This window comes from Martinezella rhizogenes (assembly GCF_027460065.1).
GTDB classification, from domain to species: domain Bacteria; phylum Pseudomonadota; class Alphaproteobacteria; order Rhizobiales; family Rhizobiaceae; genus Agrobacterium; species Agrobacterium rhizogenes_C.
This window is the reverse complement of the sequence record NZ_JAPYZZ010000003.1, coordinates 168,989-188,347: the sequence shown is the minus strand read 5'-3', so window position 1 is coordinate 188,347 and position 19,359 is coordinate 168,989. Positions and strand designations below refer to the sequence as shown.

The window sequence follows — 19,359 nt, the reverse complement described above, 5'->3', positions numbered from 1 at the left end:
CGCCCATGCTTAATCCCCGGGAGCGCATCGAACGGCAGATGGCCGATCCATGGCTTATTCGCCTGCACCGCAAGCTGAGCGCGCTGAAATCCACAGTCACCGTCATGCATACCGGGGCGCATCCCGACGATGAGCAGAACGGACTTCTCGCCTATTTCCGCATGGAACTCGGCATGCGTATCATCATCGCCTGCTCCACACGCGGCGAGGGCGGGCAGAATGCGCTGGGGCCGGAGCGGCTCGGCGCGCTCGGCGTCATCCGGTCGCGGGAGCTGGAGGAGGCCGCGCGTGTCATTGATGCTGACATCAGCTGGCTCGGCCATGGCCCGGCGGATATCATCCACGATTTTGGTTTCTCGAAGGATGGCGACCAAACTTTTGACCGCTGGGGGCAGAAGCGCATCGTCGAAAGGCTGGTCCGCGCCTATCGCAAGGAGCGGCCGGATATCGTCATCCCTACCTTTCTCGATGTGCCGGGACAGCATGGCCACCACCGCGCCATGACGCGCGCGGCGAAAAGTGCAATCACGCTGGCCGCCGATCCTTCGGCCTATCCGGAGCATTTTGCCGAGGGGCTCAAGCCGTGGCGGGTGGCGAAGTTCTACCTTCCGGCATGGTCGGGCGGTGGCGATACCTATGACGATGAAGTGCCGCCGCCGGAAACAACACTGACGGTGAACGCGCCGGGCAAGGAACAGGCAACCGGTGCGCAATATGACCGCATCGGGGAGTGGTCGCGTTATTACCACGCTTCACAGGGGATGGGCCATTGGCCGAAGCAGGCGCAGGAAGTCTGGCCGCTGCATCTCGAACTTTCCAGTGGTGCGGGGGGCGAAGAAAGCTCGATCCTCGACAATCTGCCGTCTTCTCTTGCCGATCTTGCCGCATTCCCGGGTCTGGATGGCGAGTTGGTAAATGCACTGGTGGAGGCGGAACGGGCCATCGCCGAGGCAATTTCGGCCTTTCCCGACAGGCGAAGCATCACGGCGCAACTCCTGAGCACAGCCGCGCTGTTGCAGAAGGTCGACGAGACCGCGAGCGCGGATTTCAAGGTGTTGCACGGGCACAGGATCGCACGCAAACGGGCGCAGGTTGATGCGACCATTCTGACTGCACTCGATCTTTTCGAGCGGGCCTATGCCGAACCGGCGGAGATCGTTCCGGGTGGAAGGTCGGCCCTTTATGTGGAACTGGCCGACAGGGCGGCTGAATTTGAAGTTGAGATCGCCCCGGTCCTGCCTTCCGGTGTTTCGTCGTCGGTTCAGTCGCGTGGCCAGACGCTGGTCTTTTCGCTTGCCGCTGATCAGGATGCCCCGGTTTCCGGGCTCTATCAGCCGGACTGGAAAGCAGCGGGCGGCAATGGTCATGCCTCGGTGCGCCTTGCAGCAAAGGTTGAAGGCCGTGAGGTGTCCGCCTTCTACGATCTGGAGGAACCGTTTTTTGTGACGCCCGCGCAGTCGCTGATGATCTCGCCTGAGGCGCTGCTGGTTCCGCTTGGGCAAGGGCAGGGCGCACAGGGTTTTCAGGTTCAAATCAAGGGTGCTGATGCACCGGTTTCGTTTCGCGCTGCCGGTGGCTGGAGCGTGCGCAAGAGTGGTGATGACTGGTTGGCCGAACGCACTGGAGAAACGGCGCCCGGCCTTGCTGAGATAGAAGCGAGCGTCGGTTCGCAACCGGCCTTTCAGATTACCCCCATCGCCTATCCCCATATCGGCAGGGCAAGATTTCTTGCCCCTTCCGCCCTCAAAATCCTCTCGCTGGACCTCAAACTGCCGGAGGGCGCCCGTGTGGGTTATATCGGCGGCGGTGCCGACAGGGTGGGCCTCTGGCTAGCGCGAATGGGTCTCGATGTCACCGAACTCGATGCACAGGCGCTCGGCGGCGATCTCTCCTCCTTCACCACCATTGTCGTTGGCATATTCGCCTTCGGCATCCGCAGGGATCTGGCCGCGGCAACGGAGAGGCTCCATCGTTTCGTGGAGAATGGCGGGCATCTGGTTACGCTCTATCATCGTCCGACGGATGGTTGGAACCCGGAGACAACGCCGGTTCGGCGTCTCGAAATCGGCAAGCCGTCACTGCGCTGGCGGGTGACGGACCCGAAAGCGGAGGTGACGGTTCTTTTGCCCGATCACCCGCTGCTGACAGGCCCCAACGTCATCGACGCCGCCGACTGGGCGGGCTGGGACAAGGAGCGCGGGCTCTATTTCGCCTCGCGCTGGGATGATGTCTACGAGCCCTTGCTTGCGATGCATGATGTCGACGAACAGCCGCTCAAAGGCGCGCTGGTCTCGGGCGTCATCGGTAAGGGCCGGCACACCCATACCAGCCTTGTGCTGCATCACCAGATGGACAAGCTTGTGCCGGGGGCGTTCCGCCTGATGGCCAATCTCGTGCAGCCGGCGTGAATGGCGACGGCCAAAGTGAGAAACAGGAAAACCCGCGCGAAACGGATACACGCGCGGGCGTTGGCTGGCTGTTGCTGGACATGACCCTTGTCTCGGGTGGCATGACCGCGCTCGTCAAGGCGCAGGGCGTCACCTATCCCGCCTTCCAGCTCGTCTTTATCAGGGCGATGATCGGTCTGATCTTCATCCTGCCGCTGATCTGGCGGCACAGGGGAGAGATGGTGCGTGTCAAATATCCCTGGCGCAACCTCTTTCGCATCTGCTGCAACGCCATCGCACTCACCAGCAATTTCATCGCCATCACCCTCTTGCCGCTTGCGACCGTCAATGCCGTTGGTTTTTCCCGGCCATTGGTGACGATGGCGATGGCCGTTGCCTTTCTTGGCGAAAGCGTGAGCCGATTTCGCTGGACGGGAGCCTGCCTTGCATTCGTCGGCGTTCTGGTCGTCATCGGGCCTGATGGCGCGGAGTTTGGCGTGGGCGTGCTTGTCGTTCTGGTATCGGTGGTGTTCGGCGCGCTGGCGGTGATACAGACCCGGGCACTGCGGCAGGAGAACACCACGGTCATGATGGTGTTCTATACGGTCGGGCTGGCGGTCATCACCGCCGTTCCGGCAATCTGGACGTGGAAGCCGGTGGCCTCATTCGACTGGGTTGCGCTGCTCGGCATCGGATTGCTGGCACAGATGGGGCAATATTGTTTTCTACGGGCCTATCGTATCGCGGACGCCAGTGTGCTTGCGCCCGTTGGTTACCTGTCGATCCTGTTCGTGACCGCTGTCGGATATTTCCTCTTCGATGAGGTGCCCGAAACCCGCGTTGTGTTTGGTATCGTCATCATCCTCGTTTCGCTGCAGTCGACCGCCCTTGCGGAATATCTCCTGAAGAGGTGGCGACGCAAACGGTGACTGTTACCGCTACTGCGCCAGAAGGCGCATCCGGATCCAGCTCAGGGCCGAAGCCTTGGCGCGATCATAAAAGGCACGGGCAAAGCGCACATAACGCATGATCCACGCCAGCCAGCCATAGGTAAGCAGCTTTTCCCGGCCCGCATGATAGATGCGCTCGACAATCAGGAAGGTGGAAAGATGGGCAAGGATCGTCAGGACCACCCCAGACTTGAAAGCGCCATGGGCGATGAGGACGAGGCCGACGATCTTCATCGGCTCGGCGATTGCAAAGGGCACGGCAAGACAGAGAAGAATGGCAAGGCGCGGCAATTGCGCGATCCGGCCTTCCAGCCGCCGGATGAATGTCAGGTTTGATATCGCCCTGATGACTGGCCGATAAAGCGGGCGGAAAATACCGTCGAGAACAAGGGCGAAAACGATGATTGCCCTGATCGGAAAGACGAGGATCGTCCTGATTTTGCTGTTCACCTCGATCGGTCTCCAAAAAGGGCGTAACGCCCATCCTTAATCGCCTGAAACATGTCAAAACCAAGTCGCATTTCGCGTCAACGTTGTCGAACGCTCGCATACATACCGGTGGTGCGGAATTCGCTGGGATTGGTGCCGTAAAGCCTGCGGAAAACCTTCGAGAAATAATTCGGATCCTCGAACCCACACAGCACCGAAACCTCCTTTACGGGAATGTTCGCGGCGGTGGTGAGAAGTTTGGCTGCACGCCTGAGCCGCCGCTGCAGGACGAATTCCGCTGGCGGCAGACCCTCGCTCGCCGTGAAGATGCGGGAAAAATGCGCCCGGCTGAGGCCAGCTACCGCCGCAAGGTCGCTCACCGAGAGCCGCTCGCCGAGATGGCTGTCGATATAACTCAGCACCTGTTGCAGGGTGCGATATTCGCCGCCAAAGGAGGGGTGCGAGCCGAAGACATCATCATAAAGCGTCATCGCCGCCTCATAGGCGACAGCCGAAGCAGCGCCCGGCGTTTCCGCGCCATTGACGAGGCGCGAGCAGCATTCCGCAAGATGATCGACGGTTTCGGGCTGGAGCTTGAGGATCGGGCCGGTAACGGAGAGTATATTGCGGTGAATGCGCAGGGCTTCCTCGCCATTCATGGAAATCCAGAAGAACTCCCATTCCTTGCCGTCTTCCAGCCAGTAGCGGTGATTGTGCGGGATCAGCAGCAACAGGGTTTCGCCCGGCCTCACCACATAATGGCGGTTTTCGTAACGCAGGTTGCCCTGTCCGGCGATGCTATATTGCAGGACGGTGAAGGGCGTCTGGCCGCGTTTGCGCCCGTCCCAGTCATAATTGCCGCCTCGGCGGATTTCATAACCGCTGCTGGTCGGCATGGTGTGCAGCGTCTGGCGGCCGCGCGGCAGCGAGACGGTGCGCATGCCGGGTCCCTGATCGATCAAATCACGCAGCACAAAATTACCCATGAAAGCATAATCCTTCTCTGGTTCTCTCCGTCTTTATACGCATAATCCCGATCCGAGGAGACAGCCAGAGGGATATTGCTGCTGAAAAATTGGGAGGAATGCCGGTTTTTCGGGATTCTCACGGGTATTTTTCTGCAGCGCCATTTTATGATCCTTCGGCCCGTTTCACCCGTTCGATTTGCAACAGAGGTGGCGTTATGAGTTTCAAAATCGCTATTATTGGCGCAGGCAGCGTCGGTTTCACGAAAAAACTGTTCACCGATCTCCTGTGCGTGCCGGAGTTTCGCGACATTGAAGTCGCGCTGACGGATATCAGCCAGCACAATCTCGATATGATCAAGGCGATCCTTGAAAAGATCGTCGAGGCCAATGGTTTCCCGGTGAAGGTGACAGCCGATACCAATCGCCGCCGTGCGCTCGAGGGTGCGAAATACATTATCAGCTGCGTGCGGGTCGGCGGTCTGGAGGCCTATGCCGATGATATCCGTATTCCGCTGAAATACGGCATCGACCAATGCGTGGGCGATACGATCTGCGCCGGCGGCATCCTCTATGGCCAGCGCAACATTCCGGTCATTCTGGATTTCTGCAAAGATATCCGCGAGGTCGCCGCACCGGGCGCGAAGTTCCTGAACTATGCCAACCCGATGGCCATGAACACCTGGGCGGCCGTCGAATATGGCAAGGTGGACACGGTCGGTCTCTGCCACGGCGTGCAGCATGGCGCGGAACAGATCGCCGAAATCCTCGGTGCGAAATCCCCGTCTGAACTGGATTACATCTGCTCCGGCATCAACCACCAGACATGGTTCATCGATCTGAGGCTCAACGGCCGCAAGATCGAAAAGGACGAGTTGATTGCCGCTTTCGAGGCGCATCCGGTCTTCTCGCAGCAGGAGAAGCTGCGCATCGACGTGCTGAAGCGGTTCGGTGTCTATTCGACCGAAAGCAACGGTCATCTCTCGGAATATCTGCCGTGGTATCGCAAGCGGCCGGAGGAAATCGCCCGATGGATCGACATGTCCGACTGGATCCACGGTGAAACCGGCGGGTATCTGCGCCACTCCACCGAAACGCGCAACTGGTTCGAAACCGAATTCCCGCAGTTTCTCGCCTCGGCCGCCAAGCCGATCGATCCGGCAAAGCGCTCCAACGAACATGCGAGCCATATTCTCGAGGCGCTGGAGACGGGACGTGTCTATCGCGGTCATTTCAACGTCAAGAATAATGGTGTCATCAGCAATCTGCCGGCCGATGCCATCATCGAGTCACCCGGTTTCGTCGATCGTTTCGGCATCAACATGGTCTCGGGCATTACGCTGCCGGAAGCCTGTGCTGCCACATGCATGGCCTCCATCAATGTCCAGCGCATGTCAGTCCATGCGGCGGTGAGCGGTGACATCGATCTCCTGAAGCTCGCCGTGCTGCATGATCCGCTGGTGGGCGCCGTCGCCACGCCGGAGGAGGTCTGGCAGATGGTGGACGAGATGGTCGTAGCCCAAGCGCGCTGGCTGCCGCAATATGCCGATGCCGTGCCGGCGGCGAAGGAAAGGCTGGCGAAATCCACCGTCAAGACGCGTGACTGGGCGGGGGCCGCCCGCCGTAACGTGCGCTCTATCGAGGAGTTACGGGCCGAAAAATCTGCAGTGAAAAAGGCTGTCTGAGGAAAAGCATGGAAACAGGCCGGCGGCGGAAGGGAGTTCGCCGTCCGGTTATAACGATCACAGAGGGTGGGCGGTCGAAGAGCTGCCATTTGGGAGGAAAAACGATGTTACTTCAACGCAGGATCGGTATCATCTCGGCACTGGGGCTCAGTGTTTCGATGATCGCACTCAATGCGCATGCCTTCGAGACCACCACGCCGCCCGAGCCGCCGCAATTTCCGGCCGAAGGCAAGATCAATTATGTCGCGCGCGACTCGATCCTCGAATTCAAGGCGCTGCCGAGCTATAGCGAACCCGACTGGGTCAGCGAGAAATTCGAGAAGGCCGGCAAGCTGCCGCCGCTGAAGGAGCGTCTGCCGGAAGAGCCGCTGGTCTACAAGACGGGCAACATGCCCGATGGCGTCGGCGTTTACGGTGACACGATGCGCCATGTGGTCGGCGGCAGGCCCGAGGGCTGGAACTACATTGCCGGCCAGAGCCAGGGCTGGGGCGGCATCGATATCGCCCTTTCCGAATGCCTGACCCGCACCGCGCCGCTTTTCCAAGTGGATGCCAAGGACACCGAACCGCTGCCCAATCTGGCCAAAAGCTGGGAATGGTCCGAGGACGGCCACAAGCTGACGATGCATCTCGTCAAGGGCGCGAAATGGTCGGATGGCGAAGCCTTCAACGCCGATGACGTGATGTTCTATTGGGAAGATGCGGTCATCGATCCCAACGTCTCACCGCTTGGCGGCGGTGCATCGCCCGAGGCTTTCGGTGAGGGAACGACGCTTAAGAAGATCGATGACTATACCGTCGAATGGACGTTCAAGGCGGCTTTCCCCAAGCAATATCTCTACACCATGGCCTATCCGAATTTCTGCCCCGGGCCGTCGCATATTCTGAAACCCCAACACCCGAAATATTCCAAGAACACCTATAACCAATTCAAGAATGCTTTCCCGCCTGAGTATATGAACATGCCGGTCATGGGCGCATGGGTACCGGTGTCGTATCGGCCGGATGATCTCATCGTGCTCAGACGCAACCCCTATTACTGGAAGGTGGATGAAAAGGGCCAGCAGCTGCCCTATCTCAACGAAGTCCACTACAAGCTTTCCACCTGGGCGGACCGCGATGTGCAGGCCGTGGCGGGATCGGGCGATTTCTCCAATCTCGAACAGCCGGAAAATTTCGTCGCCTCGCTGAAACGTGCCGCCGATCCCAACGCGCCGGCCCGCCTTGCCTTCGGGCCGCGCCTCATCGGTTATAATCTGCAGATGAATTTCTCCGCCAATGGCTGGGGCAATCCCGACGAGCGCGGACAGGCGATCCGTGAGCTGAACCGCAACGAGGTCTTCCGCCAGGCCGTCACTTCCGCTCTCGATCGCAAGGCGATTGGTGACTCGCTGGTGAAGGGGCCTTTCACGGCGATCTATCCGGGCGGTATTTCTTCCGGCACCAGCTTTTATGATCGCGCCTCTACGGTCTATTACCCCTTCAACCTTGAGGGCGCCAAGGCGGCACTGGCCTCGATTGGCCTCAAGGACACCGATGGCGATGGTTTCATGAATTTCCCCAAGGAAACGCTCGGTGGCCGTAATGTCGAAATTACCCTTCTCGTCAATAATGGCTACGCGACGGACAAGAGCCTAGCGGAAGGTCTTGTCGGCCAGATGGCAAAACTCGGCCTGCGCGTCGTCATCAACAGCCTCGATTCCAACCAGCGTGATGCGGCCCATTATGGCGGGCAGTTCGACTGGCTGGTGCGGCGCAATGCCACCGAACTCTCATCCGTGGTGCAGAATACCGAGCAGCTTGCCCCCGTCGGCCCGCGCACCAGCTGGAACCACCGCGCCCCCGAAGGCAAGGAGCTGGACCTGATGCCGTTCGAGAAGGACATGGCCGACATCGTGCGGAAATTCATCTCCTCGCAGGACAATGCCGAACGGGCGGAACTGATGAAGCAGTATCAGAAGGTCTATACGCAGAACCTCTATACGATTGGCCTCACGGAATATCCCGGTGCGCTCATCGTCAACAAGCGGTTCTCCAACGTGCCGCAGGGTACGCCGATCTTCATGTTCAACTGGGCCGAAGATTCCATCATCCGCGAACGCCTGTGGGTGGCGGCCGACAAGCAGGGCAAATACGAACTTTTCCCTGAACAGCTTCCCGGCAAGCCGGGTGAGGGCGGCCCGATCAACTAAAGCATTTCCAGTAAAAATGCGTCGCGGTTTTACGTCCGGAAAATGCGAAACTTGAAGAACTCCTCCCGGAGCACACCCGGTACCGGTCGCGCGTGAAGCGCGGCCGGAGACACACGGCCAATCCAAACCGAGGAAGACCGTTCGATGCTGAGATTTCTGACGATACGCGTGGCATCCGCCATTCCGGTGCTGTTGATCCTGAGCGTGGTGACCTTCGCCATCATCCAGGCACCGCCCGGCGATTATGCCGACTACATCCGCTCGCAGCTGATGAACCAAGGCGGGGCGTCCTTCGAACAGGCGGAAGCGCAGGCGCAGGCCTATCGTGTCGAACACGGCCTCGATCAGCCGCTTGTCGTGCAATATTTCAACTGGATCGGCGGCATCGTCACCCGCGGCGATTTCGGTTACAGCTTCTATTACAACAAGCCGGTTGCCGATGTGGTTGGCGAACGCCTGCCGCGCACCATCGCGCTGGCGCTGGTCTGCCACATCTTCGCATCCATTCTCGGCATTGCCTTCGGCATCTGGGCGGCTACGCGGCAATATTCCTGGGTCGACAACCTGCTCTCCACCATCGCCTTCCTCGGCATGACGATCCCGCGCTTCCTGATGGCGCTGATCCTCGTCTATCTCATGGTGTTTCATTTCGACGTGTCGGAGATCGGTAGCTTCTTCTCGCCGCAATATGGCGGTGCGCCGTGGTCATGGGGCAAATTCGTCGATCTCGTCAGCCATGTCTGGCCGGTGGTCGCCATCGCCGTCTTCGGTGGGCTGGCCTATAATATGCGGGTGATGCGCGGCAATCTGCTCGATACTCTGAATGCGCAATATGTCGAGACGGCCCGCGCCAAGGGGCTTTCGGAAGGTGCGGTCATCATGCGCCATGCCGTGCCGAATGCCGTGCACCCGCTGGTCATGTATCAGGGTGTTGTGCTGCCCTACATGCTGAGCGGCGAAATCGAGACTGCCATCATCTTCGCGCTGCCGACCGTCGGCCCTGCCATCGTTGGCTCCATGGCGGTGGGGGATGTCTATGTCACCGCGACCTTCATGATGGTGCTGGCCGCCACGCTGATCGTCGGCAACATCATCGCCGACATGCTGCTTGCCATGCTCGACCCACGCGTTCGCGAATTCGGGAGGGCCTGAGATGATGGCGTTTGAGGAAGTGAAAAACGAAACTGCCATCACCCCCAAGCCTGAACGCGGCACGCAGGGTAACGAGTCCTATCTCGCGCTGGTTTGGCGGCGTCTGAGGCGCTCCTTCACCGGCATGGTCGGGCTGGTGCTGGTGGTGCTGCTGATCCTGATCGCCGTCTTCGCGGATTTCTTCGCGCCGATGAACCCGCTTGAAACCAATGCCAGCTTCTCGCCGCCGCAGGTGGTGCGGTTTTCGGACAAGGACGGCAAGTTCAGTCCGTTCCCCCGCGTTTACGCGACTGCCGAAACGGAAGAGCTTGATCCAGTCACCTTCCAGCCCATCGTCGGGCCGGATTACGACAATCCCGTTTATCTTGGTTTCTTCGTGAAAGGCGCGGAATACAGGCTTCTGGGTCTCATTCCGATGAGCCGGCATTTCTTCGGCTCGACGGACGGCAAGCCGGTGCATTTTCTCGGAACCGATAAATTCGGACGCGACGTGCTGTCGCGCGCCATCTACGGTTCGCGTATCTCGCTTGCCATCGCGCTCAGTGTCGTCGCCATCGTCACCGTCATCGGCACCAGTGTCGGGCTGATATCTGGCTATTTCGGCGGGCCGCTGGATGCCTGGGTGCAGCGTTTCGTGGAAGTGGTTCTCGCTTTCCCGCAATTGCCGCTTTATCTCGCGCTGACATCGCTCATCCCGGTGACCGCGCCAACCACCGTGTTCCTCGTCTTCGTCGTCGGCGTCATGTCGGCGCTCGGCTGGGCGCAGATGTCGCGGGAGGTGCGTGGCAAAACGCTGGCGCTGGCGCGTATCGATTATGTGCGGGCGGCCATTGCCGTCGGTGCCACCGATAGGCGCATCATTTTCCAGCATATCCTGCCGAATGTGATGAGCCATGTGATCGTCGCCGTGACGCTGCACATTCCAAGTGTCGTGCTGCTCGAATCCTTCCTCGGTTTCCTCGGCTTTGCGGTCAAGCCGCCGCTCATCTCCTGGGGGCTGATGCTGCAGGATACCGCGACCTATTCGGTCATCGGTTCCTATCCCTGGATCCTTGCCCCGGTCGGTTTCGTGCTGGTCACTGTTTTCGCCTTCAACGCGCTGGGCGATGGCCTGCGCGATGCCGTCGATCCCTATTGAGAGGAGCGTGCAAATGGTTGCTGCCCAGAACAACGCCTACGCGCCCGCCATCCGCTTCGATGCCGATGACCGTCAGGATAACGCCATCATCGATGCCCGCAATATTGCCGTCACCTTTAAGGTGGAACACGGCACCGTGGAAGCAGTGAAAGATATTTCCTTCCAGCTTTACCGGGGAGAGACGATTGCGATCGTCGGCGAATCCGGTTCAGGAAAATCGGTGACGGCCCGCACCATCATGGGGCTTTTGACGAAGCGGGCTTCCGTTTCGAAATCCGCGACTGTCCGGTTCAATGGCGACGACATTCTGAAGTTTTCGAGCCGCCAGCGGCGGGCGTTGCGTGGCAACCGCATCTCGATGATATTTCAGGAGCCGATGAGTTCGTTGAACCCGATCTATACGATCGGCAGCCAGATCGTCGAGGCGATCCGGGTTCATTCGAGGCTCAGCCGGAAAGAGGCGGAGGCGAGGGCGCTCGATCTTCTGCGGCAGGTGCAGATACCGGAGCCGGAAGCACGGCTGAAGCAATATCCGCATCAGTTGTCCGGTGGCCAGCGGCAGCGTGTGATGATCGCCATGGCGCTCTCCAATGATCCGGATGTGCTGATTGCCGACGAACCCACCACCGCGCTCGATGTGACGGTGCAAGCGCAGATCCTCAACCTCATTCGAGACTTGCAGAAGAAGCGCGGCATGGCCGTTGTTCTCATCACCCACGACCTGACGATCGTGAAGCAGTTTTCCGATTACGTCTATGTCATGCAGCATGGCGAGATGCGTGAGCACAATACCACGGAGCGGCTGTTTGCAGCGCCCCAGCATCCTTATACGAAAAGGCTTCTTGCCTCCGAACCGCGTGGCACGGCAAAGCCGCTGCCGGAAAATTCCGGCGTACTGCTGACGGCAAGCGGCGTGCGCGTGTCCTTCATGATGCGATATGGCGGCCTGTTCAAACCCGAACTGAAGGAACTGATCGCCGTCGACAGCCTCGGCTTGACCCTCAGGCGACACGAGACGCTGGGGCTTGTCGGTGAATCCGGTTCCGGCAAGACAACCTTCGGGCAATCGCTGCTGCGGCTGAACGAGCCGGTGGGCGGCGAGGTGGTCTTCGATGGCGAGAGGGTCGATGGGCGTTCTCGCGCTCAAATGCGGCCCCTGCGTTCGCGTATGCAGATCGTCTTTCAGGACCCGTTCGCTTCGCTCAACCCGCGCATGACCATCGGCCAGATTATCGAGGAAGGGCTGATCATCAATGGTTTGGGTAAAAACAAAGCCGAAAGGCTGGAGCGGGTGCGCGATGCGCTGGAGGCGGCGGGCATGCCCGGCAACATCCTCTCACGGTTTCCGCACGAATTTTCCGGCGGTCAACGCCAGCGCATCGCGATTGCGCGGGCAGTGGCGCTGGAGCCGGAATTCATTCTGCTCGATGAGCCGACCTCGGCGCTCGATCTCTCCGTTCAGGCGCAGATCATTGATCTCCTGCGCAAGCTGCAGGATGAGCGCGGCTTAAGCTACCTGTTCATCTCGCACGACCTGAAGGTGGTGCGCGCGCTTTGCCACCGCGTCATCGTCATGCAGGGCGGCAGGATCGTCGAGGAAGGGTCCGTTGGGGACGTGCTGACCAAACCGAAAACCGAATATACTCAGCGGCTTGTACGAGCCGCCTTCGAAATCGCTTGAATGCCAAATGCCGGAGGTAGAAATGGCAAGAGATCCCAAGATCACATTTATCGGCGCAGGTTCCACGGTGTTCATGAAGAACATCATCGGGGACGTGCTACAGCGTCCGGCCCTTTCCGGCGCCACCATCGCGCTGATGGATATCAATCGCGAGAGGCTGGAAGAAAGCGCCATTGTCGTCAACAAGCTGATTTCGACGCTCGGGGCAAAGGCGAAGGCCGAGACCTATACCGACCAGAAAAAGGCGCTTGCCGGTGCCGATTTCGTCGTCGTCGCTTTCCAGATCGGCGGTTACGAGCCCTGCACGGTCACCGATTTCGAGGTGCCGCGCAAATATGGCCTGCGCCAGACCATTGCCGATACGCTCGGTGTCGGCGGCATCATGCGCGGCCTTCGCACCGTGCCGCATCTGTGGAAGATCTGCGAGGACATGCTGGCCGTCTGCCCCAACGCCATCATGCTGCAATATGTGAACCCGATGGCGATCAACACCTGGGCGATTGCGGAAAAATACCCGACGATCCGGCAGGTTGGCCTTTGCCATTCGGTGCAGGGCACAGCCATGGAACTCGCCCATGATCTCGATATCCCCTACGAGGAAATCCGCTATCGTTCGGCCGGCATCAATCACATGGCGTTTTTCCTCGAATTCGAGCATCGCCAGCCGGATGGCAGCTACAGGAACCTTTATCCTGATCTCGTGCGCGGCTATCGCGAAGGCCGTGCGCCAAAACCCGGCTGGAACCCGCGTTGCCCCAACAAGGTGCGTTACGAGATGCTGACGCGGCTCGGTTATTTCGTCACCGAAAGCTCCGAGCATTTCGCCGAATATACACCCTATTTCATCAAGGAGGGACGCGAAGACCTGATCGAGAAATTCGGCATTCCGCTCGATGAATATCCAAAGCGCTGCATTGAGCAGATCGAGCGCTGGAAGGGGCAGGCGGCCGCTTATCGTTCTGCCGACAAGATCGAGGTGAAGCCATCAAAGGAATATGCCTCTTCCATCATCAATTCCGTCTGGACCGGCGAACCCTCTGTTATCTACGGCAACCAGCGCAACAATGGCTGCATCACCTCGCTGCCGGCCAATTGCGCGGCGGAAGTGCCTTGCCTCGTCGATCATAACGGCGTGCAGCCGACTTTCATCGGCGAATTGCCGCCGCAGCTTACCGCGCTGATGCGCACCAACATCAATGTGCAGGAACTGACAGTGCGGGCGCTGATGAGCGAAAACCGCGAGCACATCTTCCATGCGGCGATGATGGACCCGCATACGGCGGCGGAACTGGACCTCGACCAGATATGGTCGCTGGTGGACGACCTTCTCGTGGCCCACCGCGACTGGCTGCCGGAATGGACGCAGGTGGAAGTGAAACGGGCGCGGGCGGTGTAGAGCTTGATCGCAGTGATATAAGCAAGACCGCAGGTTCACCCTGCGGTCTCAGCGCGATAGCCCTCTCCTCCGTCATGCCGGACTTGATCCGGCATCCAGCCACGGCGCGTCTGCGCCGTGAAAATAGTCTGTCGCGATCAATGACTTGATCGCACTAGACCCCGGATCAAGTCCGGGGTGACGAATACTTATTGCGCAGTCACGTCTGTATCTACTGTTCACTTGACGTGTGTCAAAGCCTCGAGGCGCTTCCTCACCTAAACAGCCCCCAGCAACCTGCCTTCTCCCTCCAATATGGGAAATGTCAGGTACGAATTATGAACGTAAAGGTGGCTGGCTTCTTCGGTTTCATCGTATTACGGTTGAAACCTGAAGGGTTCATGGGGAAGACGGATGTCTAAAAAAGGCTTGCTCATTGGTCTGGTGGTTCTGGTTATTGCCGGTGTCGCCTATTTCTCCTGGTCAAAGCTGAAGGGGGAGGGACTTCCCGCCGGCTTTGTGGCCAGTAATGGCCGGATCGAGGCTGTCGAGATCGACATCTCCACCAAAACCGCCGGCCGCCTTCAGGATATCATGGTGCGCGAAGGCGATTTCGTGAAGGCCGGGCAAGTGCTTGCGCAGATGGACACGGCCCAGCTGGAAGCCAAGAAACGTCAGGCGGAAGCGCAGCTTCGTCGCGCGAAAATTGCGATCGATACCGCCAACAGCCTCGTTGCCCAGCGGGAAGCGGAGAAGACCTCGGCACTTGCGGTGGTCGAACAGCGCAAAGCCCAACTCGATTCCGCCTCAAAGACCAATACACGCTCGAAACAGCTGCTGACGGGCAACGCCGTCTCGCAGCAGATCGTAGACGATAGCGAGGCTGCCGAGCAATCCGCCCGCGCCACGCTTGCCTCGGCGCAGGCTTCGCTTGCCGCATCCGATGCGGCAATCAATGCCGCCAAGGCTCAGATCGTTGATGCGGAAGCGGCTGTCGACGCCGCGCAGGCCGATATTGAGAGCATCGAGACAGACATAGCCGATGCCACGCTGAAATCGCCCCGCGATGGCCGGGTGCAATATCGTATCGCCCAGCCGGGAGAAGTGCTTTCCGCCGGTGGACGGGTTCTCAACCTCGTCGATCTCGGCGATGTCTATATGACGTTTTTCCTGCCGACGGCCGAGGCAGGCCGCACGTCCATGGGCTCCGATGTCCGCCTCATCCTCGACGCCGCGCCGCAATATACCATTCCGGCCAAGGTTTCCTTCGTCGCCGATGTCGCGCAATTCACACCCAAAACGGTTGAGACCGAAGAGGAGCGCCAGAAGCTGACGTTCCGGGTGCGCGCGCAAATTCCGCAGGAGCTGCTGCAGAAATATATTCAGTACGTCAAAACCGGTCTGCCCGGCATGGCCTATGTCCGGCTTGATCCGCAGGCCGCCTGGCCGGAAAACCTCGAACGCAATCTTGTGAAGTGAGGGTGGCCGTGATGGTCGCGCCCTCGACAAGTACGAAAAACGATCCGAATGCGCCGGTCGCGCGGCTGGCGGATGTGCGGCTGGCCTTTGGCAGCACGGTAGCGCTGGCCGATATATCGGTGGAGATTCCCGCCGGCCGGATGATCGGGCTGATCGGGCCAGATGGTGTCGGCAAATCCAGTCTGCTGTCGCTCATCTCCGGTGCACGTGCCATACAAAAGGGAAAAGTAGAGGTTCTGGGCGGCGATATGTCCGATCCGCGCCACCGCGAGGATACTTGCCCGCGCATTGCCTATATGCCGCAGGGCCTCGGCAAGAACCTCTATCCGACCCTGTCCGTCTTTGAGAATATCGATTTCTTCGGCAGGCTGTTCGGGCAGGGCAGCAAGGAGCGGCAGGCGCGTATTGCCGAATTGCTCAAGAGTACCGGTCTGGAGCCTTTTACGGACCGCCCGGCCATGAAGCTTTCCGGCGGCATGAAACAGAAACTTGGTCTCTGCTGCGCGCTGATCCACGATCCCGACCTGCTCATTCTCGATGAGCCGACCACCGGCGTCGACCCGCTGTCGCGCCGGCAGTTCTGGGAGTTGATCGATACGATCCGTGCCGGACGTCCGGGCATGAGTGTGATTGTTGCGACGGCCTATATGGAAGAGGCCGCCGGTTTCGACTGGCTGGTCGCCATGGATGGCGGCAAGATCCTTGCCACCGGCTCCCCCGACGAACTTCTCGAACGCACCTCGACCGCCAATCTCGATGCCGCGTTTATTGCGCTTCTTCCGGAAGAAAAGCGCAAGGACTACCACGAGGTGCATATCGCGCCACGCAAGGTGACGGATGATGGTGACTATGCCATCGAGGCGTCGCATCTCAGCATGCGCTTCGGTGATTTTACCGCCGTCGACAATGTCAGCTTTAAAATTCCGCGTGGCGAGATTTTCGGTTTTCTCGGCTCGAATGGCTGCGGAAAATCCACCACCATGAAGATGCTGACCGGGCTTCTGGCCGCTAGCGAAGGCGAAGCGAAGCTGTTCGGGCACAAGGTGGATGCCAGCGACATGGCGATCCGCCACCGCGTCGGTTACATGAGCCAGGCCTTCTCGCTCTATTCCGAACTGACGGTACGACAGAACCTTGATCTGCACGCGCGATTGTTCAAGCTGTCGGAAGAAACCATTCAGCCGCGCATCGCCGAGATGGCCGAGCGTTTCGATCTGGGTGCGGTCATGGAAACCATGCCTGACGACCTGCCGCTTGGCATCCGCCAAAGGCTGTCGCTGGCCGTGGCGATGATCCATTCACCTGACATTCTCATCCTCGATGAGCCGACCTCGGGTGTTGACCCGGTGGCGCGGGACGGCTTCTGGCAAATCCTCGCGGATCTGTCGCGTAACGACAATGTCACCATCTTCATCTCCACGCATTTCATGAATGAGGCGGAGCGCTGCGACCGGATTTCGCTGATGCATGCCGGCAAGGTGCTGATCAGCGATACGCCTGACGCGATCACCAAAAGCCGCAATGCTGCAACGCTGGAAGAGGCTTTTGTCGCCTATCTCGAGGATGCCTCGGGTGTCAAAAAGGCGGAACCGGCAGTTGCGCTCGCTCCGGCAACGGAGGTGGTCCCGACGCAGCATGTTGCACCGGCCCGCAAACGGTTCTTCGATGTCAGGCGCATGTTCAGCTATACCCGCCGTGAGGCGCTGGAACTGCAGCGCGATCCCATTCGTGGCACGCTGGCGGTGCTTGGCAGCGTCATCCTGATGTTCGTGATCGGATACGGCATCAATCTCGATGTTGAGGACCTGACCTTCGCGGTATTGGACCGCGACGATTCCACCATCAGCCGCGATTATGTGCTCGACATAGCCGGCTCGCGCTATTTCATCGAGAAGGAACCGATCCGCGACTATGCCGATATGGATAGGCGCATGCGTGACGGGGAACTCAGCCTTGCCATTGAAATCCCACCCGGTTTCGGCCGCGATGTGCTGCGCGGCAAGACGGTGGAGGTCGGCGCCTGGATCGATGGCGCCATGCCGCAGCGGGCAGAAACGGTGCGCGGTTACGTGCAGGGCATGCACCAGACATGGCTGGCGCGCAAGGCGAGCGAAATTTACGGCAATGCAGCGACGCAAAGCAGTTTCAGTATCGAAACGCGCTATCGTTACAATCCCGATGTCAAGAGCCTCGTGGCCATGGTCCCGGCGGTCATTCCGCTGTTACTGATGCTCATACCGGCCATGCTGGCGGCACTCAGCGTCGTCCGCGAAAAGGAGCTAGGCTCGATCGTCAATCTTTACGTGACGCCGACCACGCGACTGGAATTCCTGATCGGCAAGCAGCTTCCTTATGTGGCGCTCGGCATGCTCAATTTCCTGCTTTTGACTGCATTTGCGATCTTCATCTTCCGGGTGCCGTTTACCGGCAGTTATCTTGCTTACGCGACGGGCGCTTTGCTCTTCGTCATCATCGCCACATCCATCGGTCTCGTCATGTCGTCCTTCATGAAGAGCCAGATCGCGGCGATCTTTGGCACGGCCTTGCTGACGCTCATTCCGGCGACACAATATTCGGGCATGATCGATCCCGTTTCGTCGCTACAGGGGGCGGGGGCGTTTATCGGTAACATCTATCCCGCCACCTATTTCATGACCATTTCGCGCGGCACCTTCTCCAAGGGGCTGGATTTCGCCGGGCTTTCCGGCTCGTTCCTGCCGCTCATCATCGCCATTCCGCTGCTGCTCATCGCCGGTGCCGCGCTTTTGAGAAAACAGGCGCCATGAGGTTGTTTTCGTCCAACATCTTCCAGCTCGGCATCAAGGAACTGCGCGGACTTGTGCGTGATGGCATGTTGTTGCTGCTGATCGTTTACGCCTTCACGCTGCAAATCTACACCGGCTCCAGCGCGCTGCCGGAAACCCTGAACAATGCCGCCATCGCAATCGTGGACGAGGATCAGTCGCCGCTTTCCGGCCGCATCAGCACAGCGTTTTATCCGCCCTATTTCGCGCCGCCAAAGCAGATTTCCATTGCGGAAATGGACAAGCGCATGGATGCGGGGCTCGATACTTTCGCGCTTAATATCCCACCGGATTTCCAGCGTCGGCTAATGGCTGGGCAGCAGCCCGCCATTCAGCTCAATATCGACGCCACCCGCATGAGCCAGGCCTTCAGCGGCGGCGGTTATGTGCAGAACATCGTAACCAGCGAAGTTCAGGAATATGTCAACCGCTATCGCGGCGCGACGACGGTGCCGGTCGATCTGACGTTGCGTTCCCGCTTCAACCCGGAACTGGACAAATCCTGGTTCGGCTCGATCAACAACATCATCACCGCCATTACCATGCTGTCGATCGTGCTGACGGGGGCGGCGCTCATTCGTGAGCGTGAACATGGCACGGTCGAGCATCTGCTGGTCATGCCGGTCACGCCGCTGGAAATCATGCTCAGCAAGGTTTGGTCCATGGGCCTTGTGGTGCTGGTGGCCTCGGCGTTTTCCCTCTTCGTTGTCGTCAGGGGGCTGCTCGCCATTCCCATCGAAGGCTCGCTCTCCCTTTTCCTGCTCGGAACGGCACTACAGCTCTTTGCCATGACATCAATGGGGATTTTCCTGGCGACGGTTGCCGGTTCCATGCCGCAATTTGGCATGTTGCTGATCCTGTTCCTCTTGCCTTTGCAGGTTCTCTCCGGCGCCATGACACCGCGCGAAAGCATGCCTGATATCATCCAGTACATCATGCTGCTCGCACCCAACACGCATTTCGTCATTCTGGCGCAATCGGTGCTTTTCAGAGGGGCAGGGCTGGATGTGGTCTGGCCGCAATTGCTGGCGCTGCTCGCAATAGGCTCTGCGCTCTTCATTTTCGCGCTTCGCCGCTTCCGGCGGTTCCTGCGATGAACGGCGAAAAAGTCCGCTTTCCGTC

General features: G+C 59.4%; 13 protein-coding genes. 11 read left to right on the top strand and 2 right to left on the bottom strand.

The genetic code is table 11. From position 1 onward, the window contains the following. Nucleotides 1-5 precede the first annotated feature (5 nt). Together O8B93_RS07410 and O8B93_RS07405 are read left to right on the top strand one after the other, a co-directional pair. Nucleotides 6-2,408 (top strand): PIG-L family deacetylase, encoded by a 2,403-nt coding sequence (locus tag O8B93_RS07410; RefSeq protein WP_269709196.1) that lies wholly within the window; start codon nucleotides 6-8, stop codon nucleotides 2,406-2,408. After that, nucleotides 2,405-3,316, top strand: coding sequence for a DMT family transporter (locus tag O8B93_RS07405; RefSeq protein ID WP_269709195.1), 912 nt, complete (start codon nucleotides 2,405-2,407; stop codon nucleotides 3,314-3,316). The genes O8B93_RS07410 and O8B93_RS07405 overlap by 4 nt, the downstream gene beginning before the upstream one ends. A gap of 9 nt (nucleotides 3,317-3,325) precedes the next feature. Here the strand turns inward: O8B93_RS07405 and O8B93_RS07400 are convergent, their stop codons facing one another. Beyond that, nucleotides 3,326-3,787, bottom strand: coding sequence for a hypothetical protein (locus O8B93_RS07400; protein WP_269709194.1), 462 nt, complete (start codon nucleotides 3,785-3,787; stop codon nucleotides 3,326-3,328). 77 nt (nucleotides 3,788-3,864) lie between these two features. After that, entirely contained in the window at nucleotides 3,865-4,752 is an 888-nt protein-coding gene (locus O8B93_RS07395; RefSeq protein WP_269709193.1) for an AraC family transcriptional regulator, read from the bottom strand. 197 nt (nucleotides 4,753-4,949) lie between these two features. On the opposite strand from O8B93_RS07395, the gene melA (O8B93_RS07390) reads away from it, so the two are divergent. The 9 genes from melA (O8B93_RS07390) (at nucleotide 4,950) to O8B93_RS07350 (ending at nucleotide 19,334) form a co-directional block, all read left to right on the top strand. Then, on the top strand, nucleotides 4,950-6,416 hold the full coding sequence (gene melA, locus O8B93_RS07390) for an alpha-glucosidase/alpha-galactosidase (RefSeq protein ID WP_269709192.1): 1,467 nt from the start codon (nucleotides 4,950-4,952) through the stop codon (nucleotides 6,414-6,416). 104 nt (nucleotides 6,417-6,520) lie between these two features. Then, a complete protein-coding gene (locus tag O8B93_RS07385; protein WP_269709191.1) occupies nucleotides 6,521-8,608 on the top strand; it encodes an ABC transporter substrate-binding protein in 2,088 nt (695 codons plus the stop codon). 144 nt (nucleotides 8,609-8,752) lie between these two features. Continuing rightward, nucleotides 8,753-9,760 (top strand): ABC transporter permease, encoded by a 1,008-nt coding sequence (locus tag O8B93_RS07380; protein ID WP_269709190.1) that lies wholly within the window; start codon nucleotides 8,753-8,755, stop codon nucleotides 9,758-9,760. A gap of 1 nt (nucleotide 9,761) precedes the next feature. Then, nucleotides 9,762-10,898: an ABC transporter permease gene (locus tag O8B93_RS07375; RefSeq protein WP_269709189.1), complete on the top strand. Its 1,137-nt coding sequence runs from the start codon at nucleotides 9,762-9,764 to the stop codon at nucleotides 10,896-10,898. Between the two features lie 13 nt (nucleotides 10,899-10,911). Next, nucleotides 10,912-12,579: an ABC transporter ATP-binding protein gene (locus O8B93_RS07370; protein WP_269709188.1), complete on the top strand. Its 1,668-nt coding sequence runs from the start codon at nucleotides 10,912-10,914 to the stop codon at nucleotides 12,577-12,579. A gap of 22 nt (nucleotides 12,580-12,601) precedes the next feature. Next, a complete protein-coding gene (gene melA, locus O8B93_RS07365; protein ID WP_110759525.1) occupies nucleotides 12,602-13,975 on the top strand; it encodes an alpha-glucosidase/alpha-galactosidase in 1,374 nt (457 codons plus the stop codon). 393 nt (nucleotides 13,976-14,368) lie between these two features. Further along, nucleotides 14,369-15,433: an HlyD family secretion protein gene (locus O8B93_RS07360; RefSeq protein ID WP_269709187.1), complete on the top strand. Its 1,065-nt coding sequence runs from the start codon at nucleotides 14,369-14,371 to the stop codon at nucleotides 15,431-15,433. A gap of 11 nt (nucleotides 15,434-15,444) precedes the next feature. Further along, nucleotides 15,445-18,219, top strand: coding sequence for a ribosome-associated ATPase/putative transporter RbbA (gene rbbA / locus O8B93_RS07355; RefSeq protein WP_269709331.1), 2,775 nt, complete (start codon nucleotides 15,445-15,447; stop codon nucleotides 18,217-18,219). Beyond that, nucleotides 18,216-19,334, top strand: a complete 1,119-nt coding sequence (locus O8B93_RS07350) for an ABC transporter permease (RefSeq protein WP_269709186.1) — start codon at nucleotides 18,216-18,218, stop codon at nucleotides 19,332-19,334. The genes rbbA and O8B93_RS07350 overlap by 4 nt, the downstream gene beginning before the upstream one ends. Nucleotides 19,335-19,359: the final 25 nt, after the last annotated feature.

Bases quoted from the DNA above. Each gene is read 5' to 3' on its own strand.
- O8B93_RS07350 (WP_269709186.1), top strand. From the start codon at position 18,216: ATGAGGTTGTTTTCGTCCAACATCTTCCAGCTCGGCATCAAGGAACTG.
- O8B93_RS07385 (WP_269709191.1), top strand. From the start codon at position 6,521: ATGTTACTTCAACGCAGGATCGGTATCATCTCGGCACTGGGGCTCAGT.
- melA (WP_269709192.1), top strand. From the start codon at position 4,950: ATGAGTTTCAAAATCGCTATTATTGGCGCAGGCAGCGTCGGTTTCACG.
- O8B93_RS07370 (WP_269709188.1), top strand. From the start codon at position 10,912: ATGGTTGCTGCCCAGAACAACGCCTACGCGCCCGCCATCCGCTTCGAT.
- O8B93_RS07410 (WP_269709196.1), top strand. From the start codon at position 6: ATGCTTAATCCCCGGGAGCGCATCGAACGGCAGATGGCCGATCCATGG.
- melA (WP_110759525.1), top strand. From the start codon at position 12,602: ATGGCAAGAGATCCCAAGATCACATTTATCGGCGCAGGTTCCACGGTG.
- O8B93_RS07395 (WP_269709193.1), bottom strand. From the start codon at position 4,752: ATGGGTAATTTTGTGCTGCGTGATTTGATCGATCAGGGACCCGGCATG.
- O8B93_RS07380 (WP_269709190.1), top strand. From the start codon at position 8,753: ATGCTGAGATTTCTGACGATACGCGTGGCATCCGCCATTCCGGTGCTG.
- rbbA (WP_269709331.1), top strand. From the start codon at position 15,445: ATGGTCGCGCCCTCGACAAGTACGAAAAACGATCCGAATGCGCCGGTC.
- O8B93_RS07375 (WP_269709189.1), top strand. From the start codon at position 9,762: ATGATGGCGTTTGAGGAAGTGAAAAACGAAACTGCCATCACCCCCAAG.
- O8B93_RS07360 (WP_269709187.1), top strand. From the start codon at position 14,369: ATGTCTAAAAAAGGCTTGCTCATTGGTCTGGTGGTTCTGGTTATTGCC.